This window comes from Terasakiispira papahanaumokuakeensis, from assembly GCF_001709345.1.
Lineage (GTDB): Bacteria > Pseudomonadota > Gammaproteobacteria > Pseudomonadales > Halomonadaceae > Terasakiispira > Terasakiispira papahanaumokuakeensis.
Genome location: NZ_MDTQ01000001.1, coordinates 2,419,053 through 2,445,265, shown reverse-complemented (window position 1 = coordinate 2,445,265; position 26,213 = coordinate 2,419,053). Strand labels below are relative to the sequence as shown.

The 26,213-nt window shown below is 51.6% G+C and carries 19 protein-coding genes; 8 read left to right on the top strand and 11 right to left on the bottom strand.

The features are described from left to right. Positions 1–167: 167 nt before the first annotated feature. From BFW38_RS10645 to BFW38_RS10620, 6 genes are all read right to left on the bottom strand, one after another. Positions 168–1,868 carry a BatD family protein gene (locus tag BFW38_RS10645; RefSeq protein ID WP_068998579.1) on the bottom strand — a complete coding sequence of 567 codons (1,701 nt, stop codon included), beginning with the start codon at positions 1,866–1,868 and terminating at the stop codon, positions 168–170. Beyond that, a complete protein-coding gene (locus tag BFW38_RS10640) occupies positions 1,865–3,526 on the bottom strand; it encodes a vWA domain-containing protein (RefSeq protein ID WP_068998577.1) in 1,662 nt (553 codons plus the stop codon). Before BFW38_RS10640 ends, BFW38_RS10645 begins: the two co-directional genes overlap by 4 nt. Next, complete coding sequence (locus tag BFW38_RS10635; protein ID WP_068998575.1) at positions 3,519–4,523, bottom strand: VWA domain-containing protein; 1,005 nt, start codon at positions 4,521–4,523, stop codon at positions 3,519–3,521. The genes BFW38_RS10640 and BFW38_RS10635 overlap by 8 nt, the downstream gene beginning before the upstream one ends. Further along, positions 4,502–4,969, bottom strand: coding sequence for a DUF4381 domain-containing protein (locus BFW38_RS10630; RefSeq protein WP_068998573.1), 468 nt, complete (start codon positions 4,967–4,969; stop codon positions 4,502–4,504). The genes BFW38_RS10635 and BFW38_RS10630 overlap by 22 nt, the downstream gene beginning before the upstream one ends. 185 nt (positions 4,970–5,154) lie before the next feature. Further along, on the bottom strand, positions 5,155–6,162 hold the full coding sequence (locus tag BFW38_RS10625) for a DUF58 domain-containing protein (RefSeq protein WP_175400971.1): 1,008 nt from the start codon (positions 6,160–6,162) through the stop codon (positions 5,155–5,157). A gap of 13 nt (positions 6,163–6,175) precedes the next feature. After that, on the bottom strand, positions 6,176–7,153 hold the full coding sequence (locus BFW38_RS10620) for an AAA family ATPase (protein WP_084004589.1): 978 nt from the start codon (positions 7,151–7,153) through the stop codon (positions 6,176–6,178). Between the two features lie 491 nt (positions 7,154–7,644). On the opposite strand from BFW38_RS10620, the gene BFW38_RS10615 reads away from it, so the two are divergent. The 3 genes from BFW38_RS10615 (at position 7,645) to BFW38_RS10605 (ending at position 14,171) form a co-directional block, all read left to right on the top strand. Continuing rightward, the gene (locus tag BFW38_RS10615) at positions 7,645–12,477 is read left to right on the top strand and encodes an NAD-glutamate dehydrogenase (RefSeq protein ID WP_068998569.1); all 4,833 of its coding nucleotides are present in this window, start codon (positions 7,645–7,647) and stop codon (positions 12,475–12,477) included. Between the two features lie 212 nt (positions 12,478–12,689). Beyond that, on the top strand, positions 12,690–12,914 hold the full coding sequence (locus tag BFW38_RS10610; protein WP_175400970.1) for a DUF2835 family protein: 225 nt from the start codon (positions 12,690–12,692) through the stop codon (positions 12,912–12,914). A 225-nt stretch (positions 12,915–13,139) separates the two neighbouring features. Further along, positions 13,140–14,171 (top strand): quinone-dependent dihydroorotate dehydrogenase, encoded by a 1,032-nt coding sequence (locus BFW38_RS10605; RefSeq protein ID WP_068998565.1) that lies wholly within the window; start codon positions 13,140–13,142, stop codon positions 14,169–14,171. Between the two features lie 337 nt (positions 14,172–14,508). Here BFW38_RS10605 and rmf read toward each other — a convergent pair whose 3' ends face one another. Continuing rightward, positions 14,509–14,715, bottom strand: coding sequence for a ribosome modulation factor (rmf, locus tag BFW38_RS10600; protein WP_069000384.1), 207 nt, complete (start codon positions 14,713–14,715; stop codon positions 14,509–14,511). Between the two features lie 341 nt (positions 14,716–15,056). On the opposite strand from rmf, the gene rlmKL reads away from it, so the two are divergent. The 3 genes from rlmKL (at position 15,057) to BFW38_RS10585 (ending at position 18,137) form a co-directional block, all read left to right on the top strand. Beyond that, complete coding sequence (gene rlmKL / locus BFW38_RS10595; protein ID WP_084004588.1) at positions 15,057–17,273, top strand: bifunctional 23S rRNA (guanine(2069)-N(7))-methyltransferase RlmK/23S rRNA (guanine(2445)-N(2))-methyltransferase RlmL; 2,217 nt, start codon at positions 15,057–15,059, stop codon at positions 17,271–17,273. A 43-nt stretch (positions 17,274–17,316) separates the two neighbouring features. Then, positions 17,317–17,574, top strand: coding sequence for a glutaredoxin family protein (locus tag BFW38_RS10590; protein WP_068998563.1), 258 nt, complete (start codon positions 17,317–17,319; stop codon positions 17,572–17,574). A gap of 92 nt (positions 17,575–17,666) precedes the next feature. After that, a complete protein-coding gene (locus BFW38_RS10585) occupies positions 17,667–18,137 on the top strand; it encodes a CBS domain-containing protein (RefSeq protein WP_068998561.1) in 471 nt (156 codons plus the stop codon). Between the two features lie 133 nt (positions 18,138–18,270). Here BFW38_RS10585 and BFW38_RS10580 read toward each other — a convergent pair whose 3' ends face one another. Further along, complete coding sequence (locus tag BFW38_RS10580) at positions 18,271–18,552, bottom strand: WGR domain-containing protein (protein WP_068998560.1); 282 nt, start codon at positions 18,550–18,552, stop codon at positions 18,271–18,273. A gap of 44 nt (positions 18,553–18,596) precedes the next feature. Between BFW38_RS10580 and pdxB the strand changes: the two genes are divergently transcribed. Both pdxB and BFW38_RS18345 read left to right on the top strand, forming a co-directional pair. Then, positions 18,597–19,748, top strand: a complete 1,152-nt coding sequence (gene pdxB / locus BFW38_RS10575; protein ID WP_068998558.1) for a 4-phosphoerythronate dehydrogenase PdxB — start codon at positions 18,597–18,599, stop codon at positions 19,746–19,748. Positions 19,749–20,121: 373 nt separating this feature from the next. Then, positions 20,122–22,200 (top strand): methyl-accepting chemotaxis protein, encoded by a 2,079-nt coding sequence (locus tag BFW38_RS18345; protein ID WP_068998556.1) that lies wholly within the window; start codon positions 20,122–20,124, stop codon positions 22,198–22,200. Positions 22,201–22,401: 201 nt separating this feature from the next. Here BFW38_RS18345 and htpX read toward each other — a convergent pair whose 3' ends face one another. The 3 genes from htpX to BFW38_RS10555 all read right to left on the bottom strand — a co-directional run bounded on the left by htpX (position 22,402) and on the right by BFW38_RS10555 (position 26,046). Continuing rightward, positions 22,402–23,304 carry a protease HtpX gene (htpX, locus tag BFW38_RS10565; protein ID WP_068998555.1) on the bottom strand — a complete coding sequence of 301 codons (903 nt, stop codon included), beginning with the start codon at positions 23,302–23,304 and terminating at the stop codon, positions 22,402–22,404. A gap of 159 nt (positions 23,305–23,463) precedes the next feature. Next, positions 23,464–24,678, bottom strand: coding sequence for a pyridoxal phosphate-dependent aminotransferase (locus tag BFW38_RS10560; RefSeq protein WP_068998553.1), 1,215 nt, complete (start codon positions 24,676–24,678; stop codon positions 23,464–23,466). 192 nt (positions 24,679–24,870) lie between these two features. Next, on the bottom strand, positions 24,871–26,046 hold the full coding sequence (locus tag BFW38_RS10555) for a GGDEF domain-containing protein (RefSeq protein ID WP_139116602.1): 1,176 nt from the start codon (positions 26,044–26,046) through the stop codon (positions 24,871–24,873). Between the last annotated feature and the right edge of the window lie 167 nt (positions 26,047–26,213).

Below are 26,213 nucleotides of genomic sequence, written 5' to 3'. Positions count from 1 at the left end.
GCCGAGCGTGGAATGTCGATCCAGGCATTTGGTATCGATGCTTTGCTCGGCGCTATTTGCCCGGTGCTATTTGCTCGGTGCTATTGGCTCGGCGCTATTGAGTGACGAGGTGATCTCACCTCCTAAGCGGCCATGGTTCAGAGCGTTCTCTGGATGATGCGCGGAGTTTAGGGGTAAAGCGGCGGCAGCAATGTTTGGGAACGGTGCTGGTGTTGTGTTTGTTTCTTTCTGTTGATCGCCAGTCTTGTGAATCCTTGCCTTTTCAATCCTTTTCTGGCGTGTCTACGGCCTAATAAGGCCTGGGCGAGTAAGTGCTGTGGGATGCGATGACCCGCGGCAGCATGGCGTAACACGCGCAGCAGTCCGGGTTTTTGCCATGCTGGGTGTGGTTGTCCCGTCCAGGAGGCCCAATCGGCGAGGAGGTTCAAGATGTCACGATGCGACCAGTGTTGCTGATTACGAATACGTCGGGCCAAACGTTGTTGAGGGCGTTGACGGTGGTGTATCCAGAGTATCACGCCGATGCTGACTAGGCTGGCCAGCACTGAGGCAATGAGGATGGACCATTGCGTCGACGTTTGTGCGTCAGCGGTGGTCGAAGAGACGGTGCCTGTATTCACCGCGGTTTGAGCTGTTGATGGCGAGTTTGCTGATGGCGAATCTGTAGATGACGATACAGCCTTCGCGGGAACGACTTTGAGTGTGGGTAAGGCCAGTTCCGTATGGCGCAGTCGATGTCGCTCGACATCCCACCAGGGCACGGACAGGGTGGGCAACTGGATTGATCCACTGCGTTTAAGCGTGACCAGCATGACCTGTTGGAGGTTGCCCACCAGTTGCTGACTGACCAATCGATCCTGAACATGGTGACGGACCGGCGCCACGGTATAGTCTTCTGTTTCGAGCCTTGGAAAAGTGGGCAGTAGTCGCCCTTGCTGCCCGACGGCGTCCAGGTAGACGGTCAGTTGTAAGGTATCACCGGCCTGATAGGCGTGGTTGGTGTTGGGCAGGTCATAATCCAAAGCCAGCCCTTCTGCTGGTAACCAAGTGGCCGTCTCGGGAAATTCTGCCGGTTTGGGCAGGACTTCAATGTCAATGGCGGGCGCTTCAGCTTGATGTCGACGGCTTTGATGGCTGCCGGGAAAGGGGCTGAGTCGGGCACTGAATTGGCGTGGCAATATACGCGCTGGGGCTTGGTTGATGGTAATCAAGTCGCGCCAACGGGCTTCTTGATAGCGCTGGCCATGAAGGGTGACTTGGTGTTCGATCGGTTCACCTAGCTGACGGCCTTGAGCCCCCTCCATTTTTAAGGGTGAGAGGGAGGGGTCAAAGGGATATCCTTGATAGAGGATTTCCATCCGGTAGACCAACGTTTGCCCGGCATAAGCCTGCCGATGGTTGAGATCCTGGTGTATGGAAATGACTTTTTCGTGTGTTGATTGAGCCGTTTGCGGCGTCACCTTCACTTTGGGGGGGGTGACCATCACCCGCAACGGTTGGGTGCGATCATTTCCTAGGGTAAAGGGCGGTAGTGTCAGCATCCCGGTACTGGCATCGTCCGGACGTTGACGGAGTGTCAGCAGCCAGCGGTGTTGAAAGCCTTGGTTTAATGATTCGGTGCTTTGGTCCATCCAGGTGATCTGGAAGTGCTTTTCTAACTCGGGAGACCAGCCTAGCTGAGGCGGTGCCCCTGCTTGATCCTGACTTTCTATCAGAATATCGAAGCTGCCGCCCGGTTCTATACTGGGTTGCATGAGGGTGAGCAGGGCCGCATGAGCTGATCCAGATAGTGCGCTGATCAGCAAACTCATGAGCATGAATAGCCCTTGGAACAGGCCCTGGGATTGAGCGCATGGCGTTAATCTCATGGCTGATGCTCCAAGTCATCACGGAAACGGTTGCGTAGCAAATTCCAACGGTCTTCTTCCAAAAGCTCCAGGGTACGCTGTCGGGCTTCTGACAAAGGCGGGCATTGTGCACATTGTGGCGGTGGTTGACCGGCTTGAAGCTGAGGCGCGGGCTGGCGGCCTTGATCCGAATTGGCTTCGGGTGGTGTTGCGTCATGATGGTCCGAGCGCCCCGCTTGCCCTGAATGGCAGGCTTGTAAGCGGGCTGTTGGGTCTGAGCCTTGAACCAAGGCTTGAGCCATGGCGCGATGCTCGCAGGCGGCTGGCCAGCGAGGTCTTTGTTGTAAGGCTTCGGTGAGCGGCGTCATGGCTTTTGCTGGCGCCCCCGCAGCTAGCCAAGCCGTACCTGTGTTATAAGCCAGGGCCGCGTAGCTGCCCGGCAGCGGAGGCTGTGCACTGCTGCTAATGTCATCTTGGCTTGGAGCCATTTTGGCCAGTTGTTGGCTGAACAGTTGGGCGGCTTCCTGATAGCGCCCCAATGCATAAGCCGCATGCGCTTTCAGTAACGAAGCCTCAGCCTCCTGGTAGGCGATTTCTGGGGTTTCAGCTTGTAAGGCTTGATAAGCCTGCCAGTCGGCAGACCACCAGCGCCCATTACCCGCCTGTGCGGGGGGGGCCAAGCTGAGCCCTAGAGCCGTTACCAGCGTTAAGCCACCCCAGACCAGCCCACTCAGCGATAGTGGGCTGGTTTGATTAAGATAATCACGGGATTGCCAAGCCAGCAGTAGCACGGCGGCCAGTAAGCACCAATGGCTGAATTCAATAAATCGATAGCCTGGGTTTTGTTCATCAGACAGGCGCGCGTTCTGAATCTGAGTACTTAATGCGGTATCCGGGTGTTTGAGCCATTGGTTGAGTCTTGTACTCCCCAGTTGAGCACTGATCAACCCGGATTGGGCCAGTGTGGTTAATTGTTCGCGCAGTGAGGCGCTGTCGGGTAAGAGGGGCACCAGTAGGAGCTGGGCTGATGCTGGGATCTGCTGTTTCAGTTGTGTCCAGTGTTCTGGACGTGGCAGTTGGTCGGTCAGCCATAGCCAATATAGCGGGGTTTCAGCCTGAGCGGGCTCAAGCCTTTGGGCCTGCGCAAAGGCGGCACTGGGATCATCACCACTTAACGGCATCACGCTGGGGTGAACCAGTTGCAACAGTTGGTCCAGTGTATGGGCATCACGCGTTAACGGGCTGGCAATATGAGCGCTGCCGGCGTAGAGCACAAGTCCGGTTAATCCCTGTTGGCGCTCCTGGAGAAGATGACTGAGCAGCCCTTGGGCACGAATCAACCGACTAGGGGGTAAGTCTCTTTGCATGAGTGATGGGGCCATGCGTTGGATCACGACCACACCGTTTTGTAAGTAGTTATGCGCAGGGGCCTCAATCGGCCAGCGGGGGCCGATCAGGGCTAGCCCCAGTAATAAGCCAATGAGGCTCAGTAAGGCCGGGTGCCGACGACTTTGAATCGGCTGACCTTTTAATAAGCGCGTGGCCAGGCTCGGCGGTAGCCATTGGCGCCATTGTTGCTGCTGGGGGCGTTGCCACCAGATCCACAGCAGCCCCATGAGCGGTAGCCAAAGCAGTAACCATGCGGGGCGTGCCAGCCAGAGGTGAATCGCGTCACTCATTCGATTGCCTCAAGTGCGCAGGTTCAGAAGGTGCTTGAGCTGATGCTGCTTGTGCCTGGTGTTGATGATGGTGTTGATGAATTGGGCGCACGGTGCGTCGTTGCCATAACCAGTAACTGCTCAAGAGCAGCGCGAGCAGGAGCAGGTATTGAGCCAGAGGGGCGTGTCGGGCAATGGTCTTCAATTGAGTGACGGGCTCTAGCTGATCAATTTGTTGGTAGATGCTGTCTAGGCTACGTACATTGTTGGCATGGAAAACCTGGCCACCGGTGGCCTCGATGCGTTCACGAAGATCGGGTGTGGTTTCCAGGCCAATCACTACCAGGTGAGTTCGGATTTGGGCTTCTTGGGCAATATTGAGGGCTTCTGCCGGGGTGAGCTGACCGGCATTATTAACCCCGTCTGAAAGGACGACCAGTACAGATTCGCCTTGACCCCGTCGCAACGCTCTGACGCCAAGCCCAATGGCATCGCCTATGGCGGTACCATTACCGGCCATTCCCGCCTTCAAAGCTTTAAGCTGCTCGACCAGCAGTTGATGGTCGAGGGTCATCGGGACATAGAGATAGGCATGGCTGCCAAAGACCATCAGCCCGACTTGGTCATATTGACGGCGCATGACAAATTGCCCGACGACTTTCTGAACTTGTTCTAAGCGAGTGCCGTGATCCAGGCGCTCATTCATGCTGCCGGATATATCGACGGCAAGCATCACTTGGCGGCTATTTTGTGGCAGGGTCTGTAAACGATCCAACAGCACCGGGCGACCGGTGGCGAGGATCAGTAGCGTCCAAATCAGGGCAAAGCGCCACTGCCCACTTAATCGAGCCCATGGCGTTGTGGGGGCTGTGGCGTTACTTGTTTGAGTGGCATTTTCGGGTAGCCGCAAAGTCTCCCCCCGGCTTTGCTTCGGAAGCAGCCGGTGAAGTATCCAGGGCAGGGGCCAGAGTAGGAGTGCCCACGGCCATAGTAGTGTCAGGTTTGGTGCTTGATCCATGATCTGACCAGCTGATGAAGGGCCGCAGTATCCAGTTGACCGGGCTCAGCTTTATAAGCGCCATGGGCGAGGACATGGCCGCAGCCTTGAGAAAACTCGTGAGTGTTCAAGCTATTATCCAAAAAAGTCAGCCAGTCGCTACCGGTTAAAGCGGCGACGTGCTCACGACGAAAATTACGCACGGCCAGCCGTCTCAGCAACAAATTCAGTTCATAGAGATAACGCGCATTGTTCAAATGGGCGGCATGCCGTTCACGAATGCTGTCCAGCTCTTGATAGGCATAACGGCGCAGCCGAGTCGCATTATAGTGACGCCAGCATAACATGGCGATGAACGCCAGCAAGAGACTGGCGATGACCAGCCAGGTCAGCGGTCCGGGGGGCCAAAGTCCTGGAGACTGAGGGGGCACGAGCGGGTTAAGTAGGGTTAGCGTATCTTCTTTCATGGGCCTTCAAAATCATCATTACACTTAATGCCTTGAGTTTACCTCTTTGTTGCGGCTTGCAGTGTTGTGTTGTGTGAACAGTGTGGTTTGAACACGCTTTGTATGAACAGCGCATGGGGTGATAGGCCTTGCCATAGGATCGTTATCACGGGTCTTGATAAATTTGTTCTGGATTTTCGGCCGTTTTAACTGGTTTCAGCAATATCACCCGAGAGCTGTCTCAGTAGCGGTTGATCACTGCGTAGCGCCAGATAGCCGCCTGAGCCTAAAACTTGTTGTGCGAGCTGTTGCCGGTGCCTTTTGTGCTGTTGTTGCCAGTGTTGCCGCGCTTGAGTATTTAGGGGTTGAGGGCCCAATCCTTGATCGATGGGGGCATTGATGGCGGGTAATGCCTCATCCAAGGGGTCAATCAGGTGAATCAGCACCAGTCGATGCTGGTGAGCCAAGCGCTTGAGCAGGGTGTAATGCCCTAGGTCGCGAAAATCACTGATCAGAAAAATCAACGTATCCCGAGAGCAATGTTGCGGCAACTGTTGTAAGTGGGCATCCAGTGCGCCAGGAACAGCCGGTGTCAGGGCGCTAAGCTGTTGATTGTGCTGTACCAGCTGGTGCAATAACTGTACAACGGCGCTTTCCCCTCGTCGGATCGGGAGCCAGCTTTCACTCTGGGAGCCTCTCACGGCGCCCCCAATGCGTTCACCTTGGATCAGTAACGCCCAGGCCAGCAGTGCCGCAGTATTGGCGGCGAGCACGGCTTTACTGGCACAACGGCCAAACTGAAGATGGGAAGCTTGATCAATAAATAAATGAACTGGGCGTTCACGCTCTTCGTGGTAGAGCTTGGTATGGGGGCGGCCGGTTCGAGCAGTCAGTTTCCAATCCAGGTGACGGGGATCATCACCGGGTTGATAAATGCGTGACTCCTTGAAATCCATGCCTCGACCAAAACGAGGCGATAGATGTTGTCCTGGAATCCGAGCCGCATGGGCCAGGAGTCGCGACAAGGGAAGTAGCGGGGCCTGAGCACGCCATTGGCAGAGATCCTGAAAGGTCACTTCGACGGGGACATCTGACAGCGCAGAGGCGGAGGGTGACGAGCGGTATGAAGCGGCTCCCACTTCATCCCCTTGTGACCCTTGTGGTTTTGCCCAGCGCTTGAACGCTAATGACTTGAACCATCCGGTTGAGAGCACAAACATTCCCCGTTTAGGCGACAGGCACCAGTGCCAAGAGGCGCTGAATGATGCTATCCAACGAGATACCTTCTGCTTCAGCGCTGTAATCACGCAGTAGCCGGTGACGTAAGATATCGGCGGCCAGGACTTGAACATCCTCCGGTAGTACATGGTCGCGCCCAGCCAGCCAGGCGCGTGCACGGCTGCATCTTTCTAAAGCGAGCACTGCACGAGGGCTAGCGCCAAAACGTAGCCATTGGGCCAATTGCTCATCATAGACTTCGGGTCGTCGTGTTGCTTGTACCAAAGCCACAATGTAATGCTCGACGGCTTCGGCCATATGGAGGTTAAGCACTTGCTGGCGGGCATCAAGGATGGCTTCACGTGGCATCTTGTCCCAAGTCGGGTGGGCGCTGTGATCGGCTTGTTGGCGTTGTAGCAACTCTTTGCGCACCAGTCGCATAATGGCTAACTCTTCTGCACTGTCGGGGTAGTCGATCCAGACATGCATCAGAAAACGATCGAGCTGTGCTTCAGGGAGTGGATAAGTGCCTTCTTGCTCAAGCGGGTTTTGTGTGGCCATGACCAAGAACACATCGCCCAAAGGCAGAGTGCGCCCGGCGATACTGACTTGCCGCTCAGCCATCGCTTCCAGCAACGCCGATTGTACTTTGGCGGGCGCCCGGTTGATTTCATCGGCCAGCAGAAAATCATGAAAGATCGGACCCGGGCGGAGGCTAAACTCCCCTTTGTCTGGATGAAAGACCTCGGTGCCGGTTAAGTCCGCCGGTAACAGGTCTGGGGTAAATTGAATACGTTGAAAGCCAACATCAAGTCGTTCTGCCAGTGCTTTGATCGCACGAGTTTTAGCGAGACCCGGCGCACCTTCTACGAGTAAGTGTCCATCCGCCAGCAATGCAATTAGCAGCCGCTCGATGAGCGCTTGCTGCCCAATGATTTGTTGCTCAAGTTCTGTTTTTAGATCAATAAAGGCCTGATGAACGCTCATGGTCAGTTGTCTATCCTTGCGTAACAGCCTGTGCTTCGATTGGCATTTGTTATGCGTAGAGTGCATGTTGAGTGCGGGATGATAACACCTGTCATAGCATAGGCATCGGAATCGAGCCTCTAGGTTCATTGCTGCTGTCAGATGATCAGTCGCCAAGTCACGACATGCGCCACGAAATGATCCAAGCCTATCGGGTTTGCCTGTTCTTTTCTAGCGTATGACTGGCCATGATGAGTTTCTTGCGCTAGGCACAGGGCAGTAGACCTGCCACTCAGGGTATTGAAGTCATTGGCGTGGCAGAGAATAGGCAGTAGTGTGGGGGTGAATACACATGACCTCCCGGTGAGCAGGTGGTATTGGTTTGAAATTTGGTGATTAGAAAGCGGTAGAACTCGGAAGCTGAAAGCGCACTAAATTAAAAAAACGCAATTTGATTTTGGTTCGCCTTACCGTCTTTACATTACAGCTCCAAGAGACTGGAGATATAACGCATGCAAACATCCCATAGCGCCTTGTCAGAATTGATTGAAACGTTAGAAGAGCCTTTGTCCAAACGTTTGCCGCAGGAGACTTGTGAGCAAATCAAGGCTTTTGCACTTCACCTTTATAAAAGTGCGGCTTATGACGAATTGGCAGCATGGTCTAATGAGGCGCTGTACGGCACGACCTTGTCGCTGTGGCAATTCCTACAAGATTTTGACGGTGATCAATCCAAGCTGAAAGTATTTAATCCTGAGTTTGAGCGAGATGGCTGGCAGTCGTCTCACACGGTGATTCAGGTGTTGAATGTGGATATGCCATTTTTGGTTGATTCACTGAGAATTGCATTGAATCAACATGGCTTAACACTGCATACGATTCACAACGCGGTGTTGCGTGTACAGCGCCAGTCCGGTGAGTTAGCGCATCTGGCGGCGCCTCAGGAAACTTTGGAGTCGAGTGCGCTGGAATCCGTGATCTATATGGAAATTGATCGCTGTAGCGACGAGCAGGAGCTGGAAGGGCTGCGAGAAGATCTGCTGAAGACGCTGCGCGAAGTCCATGTCGTGGTCGATGACTTTGCCGTTATGCGGGATCAGGCCTTGGTCTTGGCCAATGAGTTGAGTGAAACCCCACCGCCACAATTACAAGCCTCAGATGTTGAAGAAGCCGCGACTTTCTTGAAATGGTTGACGGATGATCACTTTACTTTCCTGGGCGCCGATGATTATGACGTTCAGGTGATCAATGGTGAGCGTAAACTGGTTAAGGTTGAAGGCAGTGAGCAGGGGGTCTTTAAATTAGATGACCCGCGTTATTCAGCACAGAGCCTGGATTCTTTATCTTTGGATGAGCATCAATTTGTGCTGATTCCGGAGTTGCTGAACTTTGCCAAGGCGCCCAATATGGCGCGGGTACATCGTCCTGCTTATCCTGATTATATTTCGATTAAGCGGTTCAATGCGCAAGGTGAAGTGATTGGTGAGCGTCATATCCTGGGGCTTTATACGGCCACAGTGTATAACCAGACTCCTCGCGCTATTCCCGTATTGCGACGCAAGATTCATGCGGTATTAGAACAGGCCGGGCTGAGCCTGTCGGGTCATAATGGCAAGCAGTTATTACAGATTCTGGAAGTTTATCCGCGTGATGATCTCTTCCAAATTGATACTCAGGAGCTGACGCAGACGGCGCTGAGTATTTTCAATATGCGTGAGCGTCGATTGGTCCGTGTCTTTCTGCGGACTGATCCTTATGCCCGTCACTATTCGGCGCTGGTGTATGTGCCGCGCGATGTGTTTGGTACTGAATTGCGTCAACGCATTCAACGTTTGCTGTGTGAAGAGCTGGATGCAGAGTTTATTGATTTTAATACCTATTTATCGGAATCGGTGCTGGCGCGTATTCAATTTATTATGCGCTTTAACAGTGATCAGCCGATTGAGGTCGATCTGGATGAGCTCGAGCAGCGGATCACTCAGATCGCCCGCTCTTGGGATGATGCGTTGCATAATGCGTTGATCGATGGCTATGGCGAAGAGAAAGCCAATGCTTATGCGCGACGCTATCGTGAGGCATTTCCTGCGGCTTATCGTGAAGATTTCAATGCCCGCAATGCGGTCTTTGATATCAGTCATATGGACGCCTTGGATGCGGGCGATTCGATTAGCTTAACGCTTTATCGCAATGTCGAAGATGCCGACCAGCTGCGGTTTAAAGTCTTCAAACAGCATGAGCCTGTTCCTTTGTCTGATGTGCTACCGGTGATGGAGCACTTGGGGCTTCGGGTACTCGGTGAGCGGCCTTATGAAATTAGTCGCAGTGACAGTGACTGCTGGATTCATGACTTCTCCTTATCCTATACCGGCGATCTTGACCTGGCCCAGGTGCGGGATATTTTTCACCGGGCTTTCCTGCATATCTGGCTCGGTGAAGCTGAAAATGACAGCTTTAACCGTCTGGTCTTAGCGGCTCATCTTGATTGGCGGCATGTCGCGATGTTGCGGGCTTATGCACGCTACATGAAGCAGATTGGGTTTTCTTTTTCGCAGGATTATATTGCCAACACCTTAAGCCTGCATGGCGACATTACACGTGATCTGGTGACCTTGTTTGATATGCGTTTCGACCCGGAAAAAACGCAGTCAGAAGCTGCCGAAAGCCAGTGTGTATCGCGTATTGAGCAGGGCCTGGAGAAAGTCGCCAGCCTGTCTGAAGATCGTATTTTGCGCCGTTATTTAGAGTTGATTCAGGCCACCTTGCGGACCAATTTCTATCAGCCCTATGCTGAAGGTCGAGCTAAGCCTTATATCAGCTTTAAGTTAGAGCCGCGTCATATCAGTGATATGCCTAAGCCGCGGCCGATGTTTGAAATCTTTGTTTATTCTCCGCGTGTTGAAGGGGTGCATCTGCGTGGCAGTAAAGTTGCCCGTGGTGGTTTGCGTTGGTCGGATCGACATGAGGATTTCCGTACCGAAGTATTGGGGCTAGTGAAAGCTCAGCAGGTGAAAAATGCGGTGATTGTTCCTGCCGGTGCCAAAGGGGGCTTTGTCTGCAAACGCCTGCCGGATGCCAGTGACCGAGAGGCTTTCCTGGCGGAAGGGATCGAGTGCTATAAGACCTTTATTCGAGGCTTATTGGATATCACGGATAATCTTGATGGCGATGCGATCTTACCGCCCGCTCAAGTGTTACGTCATGATGAAGATGATCCCTATCTCGTGGTCGCCGCTGATAAAGGCACCGCGACCTTCTCTGATATTGCCAATGGTATCGCTGAAGAATATGGCTTCTGGCTCGGTGATGCTTTTGCATCCGGGGGCTCGCAGGGGTATGACCATAAGAAAATGGGGATTACCGCTCGCGGTGCCTGGGTGTCAGTGCAACGCCATTTCCGAGAAATGGGGCACGATGTTCAGCGTGAGCCTTTCAGTGTTGTCGGGATTGGTGATATGGGCGGCGATGTGTTCGGTAACGGCATGCTGCTCTCTGACCAGATCAAACTGGTTGGGGCCTTTAACCATAAGCATATCTTTATTGATCCTAACCCCGATGTGACGGCCAGTTTCAAGGCTCGCCAGCAATTATTTGCGGGACCGAAAAGTGGTTGGGATGACTATCCGGCTGATTTGATTTCTAAGGGTGGTGGCGTTTTCTCTCGCGAGGCCAAGAGCATTGTGGTTACGCCGGAGATGAAAGCTTGCTTTGAAATCAAGGCGGATCGTTTGACGCCTAATGAGCTGATATCGGCACTGCTGCGGTCGCCGGTGGACTTGGTCTGGAATGGCGGGATTGGCACCTATGTCAAAGCGCATGATGAAACTCATGCGGAGGTGGGGGATAAAGCCAATGATACGTTGCGGATTGATGCTAACCAGTTACGTTGTCGCGTTGTTGGCGAAGGCGGTAACTTAGGGCTGACGCAGCGGGCGCGTATCGAAGCGGCCAAAGCCGGTGTACGTCTGTATACCGACTTTATCGATAATGCCGGTGGTGTGAACTGTTCAGACCACGAAGTGAACATCAAAATCATGCTTAACCAGGTCGTCAGCAATGGTGATTTGACGCTGAAGCAGCGTAATCAATTGCTGGAAGACATGACCGATGAAGTCGCTGAGCTGGTCTTAAACGATAGTTATACTCAGGCCCAGGCGTTGGCGGTGGCGGAGTTTGGCTCGCGTGAAGGGGTCAGTCATTACCGCCGTATGATTGATGATCTTGAGCATGATGGTCAGTTGGATCGAGAGCTTGAGTTTTTGCCTTCGGATGATGAGTTGGCTGAGCGTGAAGCTGAAGGTCTAGGCATGACGCGGCCTGAACTGGCGGTGTTGCTGGCTTATGCTAAAAGTGACATCAAGGCTTCGTTGTTGGCCTCAGATGTGCCGGAAGATCATTGGCTCTCTGAACAGATGCTCAGTCGTGCCTTCCCTGAAGCGCTGCGTGAACGGTTTGGTGATCGTTTAACTGAGCACCGTCTGAAACGTGAACTGGTGGCCACTATGTTGACCAACCAATTGGTTGATCATATGGGCATCACTTTTGTGCATCGTTTGCAAGATACGGCCAGCCTGACGATTCCTGATATTGTGCGTGGCTATGTCGTTGCGCGTGATGTGTTTGATATTCCGGCTTTGTGGGATGCACTCGAAGCATTAGATCACAAGGTTGAGTCTGGTCTGCAGCTGCAGATGATGCATCAATTGACACGGATGATGCGCCGCTCAACACGCTGGTTTGTGCGCCATCGTTTTGCGGGTCTCAGTATTCGAGAAGCGGTGGATCACTTTACGCCTAAGGTGCGCATGATTGCTGAGTTGATCGGTGAGCGTCTCAGCGGTGAGGCTTTATCCGATTGGAAAACGCGTCACGAGCAGTTAGTCGCGGCTGACGTGCCAGCAGAACTGGCTGGACGCTTGGCTGGGATTCAGCACCTGTATAACGCCTTGAATATCATTCAAGCCGAGCGCGATACCGGCGCTAAGTTACCGCAAGTGGCTGAAGCTTACTTCCTGATTGGTGAGAAGCTGTCGCTCCCCTGGTTGAATCAGCAAATTGTGGGTCTGGAGGTCCATGACCAGTGGGAAGCCATGGCGCGCGAAACCTATCGTGATGAGCTGGATGATCGTCAGCGTGCACTTGCGGTAAGTTTGTTGACCTTGGATGAAGGGGCGCCCGATCTAGAGGATCGTCTGACTCAGTGGGAAACCCGCCATGCCATGCAAGTGGATCACTGGTCTCAATTGCTGGAGGATGTACGCGGTGGCGGTAGCCATGTTGGATATCCGTTGTTTGCTGTCGCGATGCGTCAATTAGCGACTCTTGCGATCAGTGATGCCGATGGCTGAACCGCTGGGTTCACCTGACTAAAATAGGCATGGTATCGTGATGACAGCGCCTCTTATTGAATAAGGGGCGCTGTTTTTTGTGCCCAATCATTTTATGATGCGCTTTGGAACGTGTGGGCCGGTGGTATCAGCCTATGCTGGGCATGTGCCATTGGTCTGTCAGGGTGGGGCCGGTGTCGCATATAACAATGACTCTTGTCTGAATGACCTCCATGCAAAGTATTCTGATTCGGTTGGACCTCACGCGTGAGCAATGCTTGCGCTACTATCAGGGTGGTAGTCATTGGGTGATGGCGCAAAGTATTGAAGGGCGTCGTATTCAATTCCCTGCTTCTGTATTACATCGGATCGTCGGCCCGCAAGGTGTTTCCGGTATTTTTCGTATTCGCTTCACTGACGAAGGGCGCTTTGAAGATATCCAGCGTGTCTCGTCTTAGCGGGAATGAAATGAAGGTGCCCAAGTCAAGCACTTTGATTGTGATGAGTTGACTTGTGTGAATTCGATACTTTTCGACACCAGAAAGACCCGCTGAGCAGGTGTATCCTGCTATACTCCCCCCGTTTTTATGACCCCTCTGGACACCCCCTGTTTTTATGATTCCCTGGGCTCGGTGATATCAGCGTGGGTAGATGATTGTTTAGACCAAGAGGTGAGGATCGTCATGTATCGTCTGGCGCGTAACCTGCTGTTTCGTCTTTCCGGGGAAGCAGCCCATGAGCTGTCATTAGATATGCTGAATGCCGCCAATCGGTTGCATCTGCTCGGGATCGGTTTACCCGAACCGGTGTATGCGCCGGTGCAAGTGATGGGGCTGACGTTTCCTAATGCGGTGGGGTTAGCCGCGGGTCTAGATAAAAACGCCGATCATCTGGATAGTCTGGGACGTTTAGGCTTTGGATTTGTCGAAGTGGGCACGGTGACGCCCCGACCTCAACCCGGTAATCCGAAGCCGCGTTTGTTTCGGATACCCGAAGAGGGCGCCATTATTAATCGTATGGGGTTCAACAATAAAGGTGTTGATCACTTGGTTCAGCAGGTACGCAAGCGTCATTATGAGGGCCTGCTGGGGATTAATATTGGTAAGAATTTGACGACGCCCGTGGCCCAAGCGTTGGATGACTATCGGACGGGGTTGCGTGCCGTTTATGCCGATGCGGATTACGTCACTGTCAATATTTCTTCTCCCAATACACCGGGCCTGCGTAGCCTCCAAAGTGGCGATACTTTGCGTGAATTGCTGGCACCGTTGAAGGCTGAGCAAGCTGCCTTAGCGGATCAATATGGGCGTTATGTGCCGATTGCTGTCAAGATTGCCCCCGATATGGACGACGATGAGATTCGGGCGGTGGCACAGACCTTGCGAGCCTTAAAGATTGATGGCGTGATTGCCACCAATACCACGCTGGATAAAACACAGGTGACGGGGTTGCGCCATGGGGATGAGCAAGGGGGGCTCTCAGGTCGCCCTTTGACCGACGCCTCAACCGAAGTCATCCGTGTGCTGGCCGATGCCTTAGAAAATGATTTACCGATTATTGGCGTCGGGGGTATTCATTGTGCGCAAGATGCGGCGGCCAAAATTCAAGCGGGTGCCCGTTTGGTACAGCTATATACGGGATTAATTTACGAAGGCCCGCAACTGGTTCAGTCTTGTGCTGAGGCACTGGCAGGGCTTGGTGATGCAAACGCTTAACTAGGATGAGATCCTAACGAGGGTCAGATCTTAATGGGTGGTCAATATAGTGAGTTGGATTGGATATAGGTTGGATTGGATATTGATTGAATCGAATATAGAAAGGCTCGCGATTTTTCGCGAGCCTTGACGCCAGTCTGCGTGACGAGTGTCAGACCTTAAGGTCGGTATCTGTACCAGACACTATGTTGAAAATCACATTGTTGAGGTACAGCACCGTTGAGGTACGACACTGTTGACGGGCAACACTTAGGCACGCTTGTTGAGTGCTTAAGTGACTGCCCTCATACCACGCAACGGGTATCGTTTATTCACTTGGCATAAGCCATGAGGTTCGTTAGAGAATAGATGGATTTTTGTGAATCGCCGATACTCCTTTAAAGCCGGACCAGCGGTCTTCGCGTCCTTCTCGCCAACCGTTGATCCAATCCTGACGTAAGTCGTCTTGCTGGGAAGGACAGGCGTCCTTTGATCGACCGGATAAACCGGCCTGATAGCCGCGGATAAAGACTCGTTGAGTGCGATCACGTTTCTGTCGCTTCATAAGTACGGCCTCTCCTGCTTTACTTGGACTGTCTTTGATTGACCCGAAATCATGCCACAATGAAGGGCGATGAAACTGGCCTTTCATGTCTATTCGGATAGCGGCCAGCTCATGACATTCGGGTTATCCCCGTGCAAGCCTGACCTGTTGCTACGAGGCTTAATGGCAAGTCAAACTCACATAGCAAGTTAAACGAGTGCCAATGACTCCCCGTATCAACCAAGGCTCACCCTTCTAGTGATACGCTATGTTGCTGTAAGAGGGAAAGTGACATTTTCAATCGTACAAGGGTTCTTTATTATCCACGCCAATATGGCATTGTTATGAATTCTGGAGAAAAAATGTCCGATGCGCCGCTAGACCCGTCAATGCTGACTTTGACGGTGACCTGCCCCAAAGGGCTAGAAGCCTTGTTGGCTGATGAGTTAACACAGTTCGGTTGGCAGGCCGTCCGACAAAGTGTTGGCAGTGTGCGTGGCCAGGGGCGCTTGGACGACGCCTATCGTGCGGTGTTATGGAGCTGCTTAGCCAACCGGGTGTTATTGACGCTGGCACGAGCGCCCGTCAGTGATGCGGATAGCTTGCGTGCCTTGGTGCAGCAAGTGGATTGGCGTGAGCATCTGTCCTCAGAAGGGAGTCTGGCGGTGGATGTGAGTGGCACCACCCCTCAGTTACGCCATACCCGGAATACGGCGTTGCAGGTCAAAGATGGGATCGTCGATCAGTTCCGCGATCATGGGTTGGCACGTCCATCGGTTGATCTCCAGCAGCCTGATATCCGCTTGCACTTGAGGTTGCATCGTCATGAAGGGGTGCTGAGCCTGGATTTGGGTGGACAAAGCTTGCATCAGCGAGGTTATCGCTTGGAAGGCGCTCGAGCGCCCCTTAAAGAGAATCTCGCGGCGGCTTTGTTGATTCGTGCCGGGTGGCCTGAGCGAGCCGCAGCAGGTGAGCCATTATTGGATCCCCTGTGTGGTTCTGGCACTTTATTGGCTGAAGCCGGCTTGATGGCGGCGGATATGGCTCCAGGCTTGTTGCGCGAGAGTCATGGTTTGGAGCGTTGGCTGGGGCATGTCCCTCAACTTTGGCAAGCCTTGTGTGATGAGGCCGAACAGCGTGCCAAGGCAGGGCTGGCGAAAGGACTGCCTGCACTGATTGGGCGAGACTTAAGCGACGAGGCTCTAAGCGCAGCGCGAGGCAACCTGGCGCGGGCAGGTTTGGACACCTTTGTGACGCTGGAACATGGTGATGCTCGACACTTGCCGATAGCGCCTGCTGAGACGGGGCTTGTGATCACCAACCCGCCTTATGGGGAGCGCCTGTCAGAGATTCCCCCTTTGGTGACTTTGTATGCTCAATTGGGTCAGCAGTTGCGAGAACATTATGGCCAGTGGCGGCTCGCGCTGTTTACTTCTAATCCTGATTTAGCGCATCGTATTCCCGCCAGTCCGGCACGCCAGTATGCCCTCTTTAATGGGCCGATCGCCTGTAAGCTGTTTCTATTTGATTTGGCACAGCAGCGTGAGCGCCATGTTGTGACAGATGAGGCGGGTGTTGAATCATCGGCTTCAGCTGAACACGCTTCGGAAAAGACAGCGACGTCGATCTTAAGTGAAGGGGCGCAGATGCTGGCCAATCGTTTGCGGAAGAATCGTAAGAAGCTGGCGAAATGGATTAAGCGTGAATCTATCGAGTGTTACCGTCTTTATGATGCGGATATGCCTGAATATGCAATGGCGATCGATATTTATGGCCATCAGGTGCATGTCCAGGAGTATGCGCCGCCCCGTTCAATTGATCCGGATAAAGCGCAGCAGCGCTTGATGGAAGCATTGCAGGCGATTCCAGAAGTGTTGGATGTTGCGCCAGAAGATATTCACCTCAAGCAACGTCGGCGCCAGAGTGGAACGGCGCAGTACACCAAGTTTGATCAAAAGGGTCGTTTTTTCGCTGTACGCGAAGGGCAGGCGCAGTTGATGGTGAATTTAACGGATTATCTCGATACTGGGCTGTTTCTTGACCACAGACCGACCCGCTTACGCATTTATGAGCTGGCGCAAGGTAAGCGTTTTCTTAATCTGTTCTGTTATACCGGAGCCGCGACCATTCAAGCGGCGTTAGGTGGCGCTCGAGCGACCACGAGTGTTGATTTGTCGAAAACCTATTTGGGCTGGCTTGAGCGTAATTTGAAAGCTAATCAGCTGGATTTTCGTCAACACCAACGTCTGCAGGCGGATTGCCTACAATGGATTCAGCGCCATCAAGGTCGTTACGACTTGATCTTTATGGATCCGCCCACCTTCTCTAACTCCAAGAAGATGGAAGGGGTGCTGGATGTCCAGCGTGATCATGTGGCACTCATTGACGGCGCAATGAAGTTGCTAAGCAGTGACGGTTTATTAATCTTCTCTAACAATCAGCGACGTTTTCAACTGGACGCAGACTTGATGGCGCGCTATGAAGTGAAGAATGTGACATCACAAAGTATTCCACCGGATTTCGCCCGTAATCAGAAAATCCATCAGTGCTTTGAGTTTCGCCACCGCATTATGAGTTAATCCGATTAAGGCATTGCAAGATTGATAGAGCGAAGAGATTGAAATGGATTTGCCACAATCATCACTGACACTGCGTTTGTTCACGACTCAGGGCTGTCATTTATGTGAGCAAGCAGAGCACTTGCTTGAGCCTTGGCGGGCGCAAGGGGTGAGCCTTGAATTGGTTGAAATTACGGATCATCCCGATTGGGTTGAGCAGTATGGTGTGCGTATTCCGGTACTGCAAAATACCCGGGGTGATGAGCTAGGCTGGCCCTTTGATGCGCCAGCACTCGCTCATTGGTTGTCTCAAAGCGGGTGATCCCAAAATGGATCGTATGAACACTCATGCGTGATATATGAGCATGAGTCAGAAGAATGAAGTGGGTAATAATAACCAGAGGATTACCTCGTATGACCACTGCAACAGAGGCTTCAACCTCCCAAGTTCCAGCATCGCCGTCCACCGTTGCCGATATCATGGTGCCTGATGTGGTGACTTTGCGTTTGGAGCAAACACTGCATGATGGCCATGAACTGATGCGTGATCATCAGATCCGTCATGTCCCCGTATTAGATAGTCAGGGCTTGTTAGTGGGGCTACTGAATCAAAAGGCGGTGTTGAGAGAAGCCCTTCGGATCGCTGATGAGTATGGCACTCATCGATTGAGTCATTATCTCAAGCAGGTTCCACTAACCGATGTGATTAATCGTGATTTTCCACAGCTTTCAGCCGATACGCCTTTGACTGAAGCCGGGCAGTTGCTATTGGCCCGTAAGCAAGGCGCATTACCTATTCTGGATGATGGACGTCTGGTGGGGATTGTGTCTTCAGTTGATTTTGTCCGCTTGGCTATGCGTCTACTTGAACCCTCGATCGATTGAGCGCATTGTGAACGCTGAGCGCTTAATCGAGACCGGTGGTCGGGTGCTTGTCATCCACACCGGTCGTCATTGTGTCTCGCTTTGAGTGGTGCTTTTAGCACACTGTGCTCTGATGGGCTTGATGCCAAGTGACTTAAAATGGCAGCTCTCGTTGTAGCTGAGCGCGTACCGGCTCAGGCAGTGATTCTAGAGCATCCGCTTCAAGCACCTTATGCATACCCCGGCTCTCCTGAATATGGCGAATATCGTCCAGTAGAATACTGGCTTCATCCAGAGAGCTGACAAGCGTATGCTTAATACCGCCGAACTGGGTTCCAATCTGACCCCAGACACGGGTGAGTACCCAGTCGCCGAACATATCCTGGTGGAGGTGGGCGAGATAGTAATCATGCTCATTTTCCCAGCGAACGATCAAAGTCAGGTCTCCTTTAGTTAGAGCCCTATTTTAGAGTTTGAATCATGCGAATCCTAGCCGATGAAAATATTCCGTTACTCCAACCCTTTTTTGGCGGGCTGGGGGAATTGGTCACGCTACCGGGTCGGGCGATTGATCGAGCCGCCGTTAAGCACGCTGATATTGTGTTGGTCCGCTCCATTACGCCTGTAAATGCCGATTTGCTGGCAGACACGCCAGTACGCTTTGTCGGAACAGCGACGATCGGCACGGACCATATTGATCAAGCGGCATTGGCGTCAATGGGGATCGGTTTTGCGAATGCGCCGGGCAGCAATGCGGATTCTGTCGTTGAGTATGTGATTTCCAGTTTGTTGTGGATCGCTGAGCGGGAAGGCTTTCTGTTACGCGAGCGGACTGTTGGCATCATTGGGGTGGGGAATGTCGGTGGCCGCTTGGCTGAACGCTTATCCCGTCTAGGTGTGAAGATCTTGTTGTGCGACCCGCCTCGGGTTGATGCGGAACCCGAGGAGACTCAGCACTTTGTCGATCTGGAGACTTTGTTGACTGAAGCTGATGTGATCAGCTGTCACGTCCCTTTGGTTCGCGAAGGCGCTTACCCGACGCACCACTTATTGGATGAGAAACGGCTGAAATCGCTTAAGCCCGACACAGTACTGGTGAATACCAGTCGCGGGAGTGTGGTGGATAATCAAGCCTTGAAAGCACGTCTTAAAGATTTAGGTGATCTACTGACGATCATGGACGTCTTTGAGCGTGAGCCTGAGCTTGATCCTGAATTGATCTCGCTATGTGATCTGGCGACTCCACATATCGCAGGCTATAGCTTGGACGGTAAAATGCGGGGCAGTGAAATGATTTATCAGGCCGTTTGTCAGCATTTTGGGCTCCCTGCGCGACAAAAACTCGGGGGGTTGCTCCCTGAACCCTGGTTGAAGCGTTTAGGGTTTTCGCCTGATGCCGATCCGATTTGGACTTTACGTGCGGCTGTTAGGGCCTGTTACGACCCGCGTGATGATGATGCTGCGCTGAGACTTGCGTTACGCCGTGAACTGCCTGCCCAGGCTTATGACCGTTTGCGTCGTGAGTACCATACTCGGCGTGAGTTCACGACAATAAAGATCAAAGTGCGCAAAAAATCGTCTGAAATGGGCAATATTCTAACAGCAGCTGGATTCAGTATTCGCGAAGCTTAACCGTTTGATCTGTATTCAATGGCCTTACCCTGATGAGCTTGCTTTGATGGCCTCATGTGGTGAGGTCATTTTCTTTATATGCTTGACTCCTCCCTTATTCTTCTGCTCACTTTGAGTCTATTCTTTCTGTTATCGCGGGCTGTTGAGTGTTTTGCTGATGGGCTGCCTAGATTTGATATGACCGCTAGATTTTACACGACCATTTAAATGGAAGCTTTGGCCATAGTTCACTAGCGCTTTAGATTGAAATCGGCAGCCATTGATTTAAAACGACTGAGCTCAAAAAACGACTGAGGTCAAAAGTGACTGAAGCCAAAAACGGCTAAAGTTAAGACAATCAAAGCAGATAGAGTGATGCTAGCGTTTGGGGCATATGTCTTTGTTTGGTGCGCTTCATGTGTCACCGCCACCACTGCCACTCATTATGGATATGATGATGAAATTACCCTGGAAAACCTCCACGTCTAAATTTGCCTCCGATTCAGCATCGGCTGCGCCTATCAAGGTTTATGCCGGGGCTTCTCACTCTTTGACTCCAGAGCAGTTAGCCTCGTTGGATTTTGGTCAGGGCCAAACAGCGCTCGCTTTGGCTTTTGTTTCGCCTCATCTTGATTTTGAGAAAACGGTGAGTCAGCTCAGGCGCTCGATGCCATTCGCTCAGCGTTTGGTGGTGTTGATGACGGCAGGGGAGTTGAGCTCTTGCGGGGCTTCAATGTACCACGAGGCCCCTGCTCAGGGACATTGGGATAACGTGGTCGTACAAACGTATAGTCAAGCACTGATGGCTCAGTTGCATATCGCGACAATCCCATTGCCCTGTGACGATATTCAGCGTGGAGAGGTGCGGTTATCGGAAGAGGAGCGTGTGACACAGATTAAACGTGAGTTGGATAAAGTCCGTGTGCCTTTTAGCATTCAGTGTCATGACACGCTGGCTTTAACTTTCTTTGATGGTTTGTCAGGCTGTGAAAGCTTCTTTATGCAGGCGATTTATGCTCATGGAGGTTTTCCCTGTTACTTTGTGGGAGGCTCTGCGGGAGGCACTTTAAACTTTGATAAAGCGTTTGTCTTTGATGGTGAAAAAGTGGCAGCACGTTGTGCGGTAGCCATTTTTATTAAGCTAGCACCAGCTTATCAATACAGTATTTTTATGCATCATAACTTCCGTAAAACCGGGACTTCATTTGTGATCGGTGATGCGGATGTGAATACCCGAGATGTCCGTACGGTTGTTGTACAGCAACAGGGAAAGACGCGCTCAATACCTTTTGTCGAGGCCTTGTGTGAACATTTTGGTTGTACTTCAAGCGCACTGGAAAAGCATTTAGAAGGCTATTCATTTGCGGTTGAGATCGGAGGGGAGACTTATAACCGCTCGGTCGCTGCTTTTGACTTCGAACAGGGGGCCGCACGTTTTTTCTGTGACCTCCGTTTTGGTGAGCGTTTGCATTTAGTACAAAGTGATTCTTTTGGGCAAGCCTTAGATAAAGCCTACGCTGATTTTGCCCGAGCACGTCCTAAAGCATTAGTGGGAATCTTGGCCAACGACTGTATTTTGCGGCGCTTGAATAATGCCCAGTCGTTGAAAGGCGTTAAGCCCTTTGCCGATACGGTGATTGCAGGTTACTCCTCTTTTGGTGAGTTGCTGGGTGTGCATATGAACCAGACATTGACGGCGATCCTGTTTTATCGTCGTGATGACACTGTGCGCGACCCGCTCATTGAGCTTTTTCCTCATCACTACAGTAATTTCCGCGAATACTTTATGGAAAGCCGAATGCATAGCCTGGAGCAAGTCATCGACTTGCAATCGATTCTAATCAATTACATGACTGAATATAAAGATATGGCGTCGACCATGATGTCGGGCTTTGAATCGGTGCAAAGCTATACCTCGTCGGTGACGGATGTACTGAATGATATACAGCAGCGTTTTGATCAGATTCATCACGATGTACGGTTACAGGCTGAAGGCCGAGAGCGTCTGCGCGAAGGCGTCAGCCGACTCCAGAAAAATGCAGATGAAATCATTTCAGTGCTCGGTGTGATCAGCAGTATTGCCGATAAAACTAACTTGTTGGCCTTAAATGCTTCCATTGAAGCGGCCCGTGCGGGGGAACATGGTCGTGGGTTTGCGGTTGTTGCGGATGAGGTGCGAACGCTGTCACGTAGTACCCATGAGAGTGTCGGCGAAACGAATGAAACGGTCAGTGGTGTTTCATCCTCGATCCTAGATATTCGCGATAGTATGAATCAAGCCAGTGATTTTATTGACACTATGAGCGAGCAAGTCACCCAATTGGGAAGTGATATGACGCAGATGATTGCGGAGTCTGAGGCCACGCGCTCAACGGTGGATCAAAGTATTGAGCAGGCCCAGGCTTTGAATCAATATTTAGATGAGATTAATCGGGCGGTCGATGAAATTAATACGCTTAAAAGTAACTTCTAGTGCAGCGTTTTAGGCGCTTCGTTTCAGCTGGCGCTTTATGGCTCTGTGCGTGATCTCGAAACGTCAACCATGTGCCACTTCAATGGCTTGAGATGCTAAGTTTTTTTAGATAAGCCCTTTTAGAAAACCTGTTATCAACCAACCCTTTAAAAGAAAAGCCCTGCAAATGGTTGCAGGGCTTGAGTGTTTTAAGGGGTTAGATTAGCGATACGCTATTTTTTCCAGTGCCGCGATCCGATCGTCCAGAGGCGGGTGACTGGAAAAGAGTTGTTCGATCAGTGATCGAGTCTGTCCCTTATTAATACCAAAAGCGGTTAATGTGTCTGGCATTTGGTTCGGTAACTCTTGCTCTGCTTTCAAGCGCTGTAGTGCCGCCATCATGGCACCGGCCCCTGCCAACTTAGCGCCGGCTTCATCCGCACGATATTCACGGTAGCGGCTGAACCACATGACAATTGCCGAAGCGGCAATGCCTAAAACGATTTCAGCCACAATGCTCACGATGTAATAAGCAATGCCCGGCCCTTGATACTCGTCATCACTATTGCCGCTGAGAAAGCGATCCACGGCATAGCCTGCAATACGAGCAAAGAACATGACAAAGGTATTCACGACTCCCTGAACCAATGAAAGCGTAACCATATCGCCATTAGCGACGTGGCCGATTTCATGCGCCAGTACCGCGCGTGTTTCTTCGGGACGCATCCGTTGCAGTAGCCCTGCCGATACCGCCACGAGTGCATCATTACGGTTCCAACCGGTGGCAAAAGCGTTGGATTGTGCGGCGGGAAAAATACCGACTGTCGGCATGCCAATGCCGGCCTTTTGGGCCAGTTCAGAGACAGTGTCGACGAGCCATTTTTCCTGGGCATTACGCGGGTGTTCAATGATTTGGGTGCCTGTGCTCCATTGCGCCATTTTTTTGGACATCAATAGAGAGATCAGTGAACCTGCCATCCCAAATACAAAACAGAAGACCAGCAGGCTGCCTAAATCCAGCCCCTGGCGGCTCATGTAGCCGTCAACACCTAGCAGGCTTAAGGTGACACTGGCCACCAGTACAACGGCCAGGTTGGTTGCCAGAAACAGCAGTATGCGCATCATGGCGTGGTATGTCCTCATGCAAGTTGATTAGGCTTTTGCTTCATCAAGCGATTACAAGCACTCTTTTAGATCGTGGTGGTGGTTAAAGGTTTCAAGATGTCATTGTTATAAGTGTTTCTTTCTGTGATGTCTCGGGTGCTGCAACGACTTTTCTATTATTTATTGACGATAGCGGGATAAGAAGCGCGCTAATCGCTGTATGGCATCTTCAAGGTGATCCACCCAGGGGAGTGTGACCAGTCTAAAGTGATCGGGCGACGGCCAGTTAAAGGCGGTGCCTTGTACCAGTAGCATTTTTTCTTGTTGTAGTAGATCCAATACCATGCGTTCGTCATCTTGGATGTTAAAAACTTTCGGATCCAAGCGCGGGAACATATACAAAGCGCCTTTAGGTTTCACACAGCTGACGCCGGGGATCTCTTGAATCATTTCATAAGCGCGATCGCGTTGTGCTAATAAGCGACCGCCAGGCAAAATCAAGTCGTTAATGCTTTGATATCCACCTAATGCCGTTTGAATGGCATGCTGTGCCGGTACGTTGGCACATAATCGCATTGAGGCCAGCATATTGAGACCTTCAATAAAGTCTTGGGCCAAGTGTTTGGCGCCGGAAAGAATCAACCAGCCTGATCGAAAACCGGCAATGCGATAACTTTTGGATAGACCATTAAAAGTACAGAATAATAAATCATCCGCTAGGCTGGCTGTGGCCACATGCTGGGCATCATCGTAGAGAATCTTGTCATAAATTTCATCGGAGAAAATGACGAGGTTGTGCGCGCGAGCAATCTCAATGAGCCCTTCTAAAATCTCGCGTGAGTATACGGCGCCGGTGGGGTTGTTGGGATTAATTAATACCAGGGCCCGTGTACGGCTGCTGATCTTGCTGCGAATATCATCCAGGTCAGGGAACCAGTCACTTTGTTCATCACAAGTATAGTGGACTGCTTTACCCCCTGCCAGGCCGGTTGCGGCTGTCCATAGTGGGTAGTCGGGAGCGGGGAGTAAGACTTCATCTTGATCATTGAGCAGTGCTTGCATCGCCATCACGATGAGCTCACTCACGCCATTGCCTAAAATGACGTCTTCAATGCCTACACCTTGGATACCGGTCTTTTGGCATTCCTGCATGACGGCTTTGCGTGCTGAGTAGAGGCCTTTAGCGTCACTGTATCCTTGTGCCTGAGCTAAGTTACGCATGACATCTTGGAGAATTTCTTCAGGCGCTTCGAAGCCAAAAGGTGCGGGATTACCAATATTGAGCTTCAGTATGCGCTGGCCTTCTTCTTCTAGGCGTTTGGCTTCTTCTAGTACTGGGCCGCGGATGTCATAACAAATATTGTTGAGTTTATGAGACTTACGAATGGTGTACATGCCAGGTATCCAGAATTGACTTACTTAGAATTGACGTCATTTGCCGGTTTGAACGAAGACAGGCCAGCAGAGGAATATGGATGGTGGAGATTAAAATTGGCTCAGGGGTAAAAAGCCAAACACGCATGATAAAGGGCTCGCCGCTCTAGGCCAAGCCTTCATCTGTGGGAGAGGTATTGATTCTGGTCGGCACTAAGTCGCAACAATACAGTTACGCCCCCTCGCTTTGGCTTCATAGAGTCGGTTATCCAGGCGCAGTAGCATGGCATCAATGGCTTCGTCGCCTCTTAGTTCCGCGATACCGATACTGGTTGTAAAACTGACTGTTTCGCCTTGATGATTGTAGACTCTTGTTTTTTCACAATGATGACGGATACGTTCGGCCAACCCCATGGCATCTGATTTGGGGGTGCCGGGTAGTACAATGATGAACTCTTCGCCGCCGTATCGAGCGATAATATCGGATTCTCTAAGTTCACCACGTAAGATTGAGGCGAAGCTTTTCAGGACCTGGTCACCAATAGAGTGTCCATGAGTGTCATTAATTCGTTTGAAGCGATCCAGGTCCAGCATTAAAAGGGTTAATGGTGCCGCCTTACCTGAGTCTTCCCGGTCTTCTTTACGCTTGGCGATTAACTGGTCAAGGCTTTCCAAGAGGACACCACGGTTTAGCAGTCCGGTTAACGGGTCTAGGCTGGCCTGACGATAAAGGCGCATTAAAGTGCTGACCTGGGAGTGGTTGGCCCATAAAGAAATGGCCATTAAAGTGCACAGCAGCCACAAATCTTGCCAGCCTAACGGCGTCAGTAATAATCCACCTTTATATTGTGAAATCAGCTCCAGTAGCAGAATAATCATGCCGATACCGAAGCTTTCTAGCAGTGTGAGTGGGAAAACGCTCAGAAATGCGACCAGTAAGAAAGGAATAAAGCTGTAGCCGGCCAAGTCATGACTCTGATAATCGCCCAGCATCAGTAATACGGCGAGGTAAAATAAAGCCGGTGATAACATCAACAGCGCCACAGAATGGCGTACTTTATCAAGACTGATGCGTGAGCGGCGTGTAATGAGCATGACCAGTGTGAGTGCGCCCATCATAAGGGCTCGTGCTAACAACACATTACTGTATAACGCTCCAGGAATAATGAAGTAGTCCACCATCGCCCAAATGGGCGTTAGCAGCGCGAAGACCATAGCAACAAACATAACGCGAGTATGTAAGTACTCACTTCGTGCAAAGTTGAAATCTTGAGAGTGATGCTTGTTGGTTAAGGTATCGCTAAGACCCGATGGAAACCAGCGAGAGGTTGATAGCGCTTGCCTTGTCATGCCTGGCGTGTGATAACGTCGCCTTTCCTGTGAGCTCACAAGTTTCTCCAACAGGGTCGGACTTAATACTTATCCTGAAGTGTTTTTTCAGCACCTAATCTAGGCCCTGCCTCACTTCCGAGCCCACTGACTAAAGTGGGATGGCATCATATCAGTCATGTATCATTTTTATTTGATTTGTATCAAGGTGGTTCGTTCTGTTGGTT

Excerpts from the sequence above, each read along its gene's own strand:
- BFW38_RS10645 (WP_068998579.1), bottom strand. The coding sequence starts at position 1,868 with ATGAGATTAACGCCATGCGCTCAATCCCAGGGCCTGTTCCAAGGGCTA.
- BFW38_RS10640 (WP_068998577.1), bottom strand. The coding sequence starts at position 3,526 with ATGAGTGACGCGATTCACCTCTGGCTGGCACGCCCCGCATGGTTACTG.
- BFW38_RS10635 (WP_068998575.1), bottom strand. The coding sequence starts at position 4,523 with ATGGATCAAGCACCAAACCTGACACTACTATGGCCGTGGGCACTCCTA.
- BFW38_RS10630 (WP_068998573.1), bottom strand. The coding sequence starts at position 4,969 with ATGAAAGAAGATACGCTAACCCTACTTAACCCGCTCGTGCCCCCTCAG.
- BFW38_RS10620 (WP_084004589.1), bottom strand. The coding sequence starts at position 7,153 with ATGAGCGTTCATCAGGCCTTTATTGATCTAAAAACAGAACTTGAGCAA.
- BFW38_RS10615 (WP_068998569.1), top strand. The coding sequence starts at position 7,645 with ATGCAAACATCCCATAGCGCCTTGTCAGAATTGATTGAAACGTTAGAA.
- BFW38_RS10610 (WP_175400970.1), top strand. The coding sequence starts at position 12,690 with ATGCAAAGTATTCTGATTCGGTTGGACCTCACGCGTGAGCAATGCTTG.
- BFW38_RS10605 (WP_068998565.1), top strand. The coding sequence starts at position 13,140 with ATGTATCGTCTGGCGCGTAACCTGCTGTTTCGTCTTTCCGGGGAAGCA.
- rmf (WP_069000384.1), bottom strand. The coding sequence starts at position 14,715 with ATGAAGCGACAGAAACGTGATCGCACTCAACGAGTCTTTATCCGCGGC.
- rlmKL (WP_084004588.1), top strand. The coding sequence starts at position 15,057 with ATGTCCGATGCGCCGCTAGACCCGTCAATGCTGACTTTGACGGTGACC.
- BFW38_RS10590 (WP_068998563.1), top strand. The coding sequence starts at position 17,317 with ATGGATTTGCCACAATCATCACTGACACTGCGTTTGTTCACGACTCAG.
- BFW38_RS10585 (WP_068998561.1), top strand. The coding sequence starts at position 17,667 with ATGACCACTGCAACAGAGGCTTCAACCTCCCAAGTTCCAGCATCGCCG.
- pdxB (WP_068998558.1), top strand. The coding sequence starts at position 18,597 with ATGCGAATCCTAGCCGATGAAAATATTCCGTTACTCCAACCCTTTTTT.
- BFW38_RS18345 (WP_068998556.1), top strand. The coding sequence starts at position 20,122 with ATGTCTTTGTTTGGTGCGCTTCATGTGTCACCGCCACCACTGCCACTC.
- htpX (WP_068998555.1), bottom strand. The coding sequence starts at position 23,304 with ATGATGCGCATACTGCTGTTTCTGGCAACCAACCTGGCCGTTGTACTG.
- BFW38_RS10560 (WP_068998553.1), bottom strand. The coding sequence starts at position 24,678 with ATGTACACCATTCGTAAGTCTCATAAACTCAACAATATTTGTTATGAC.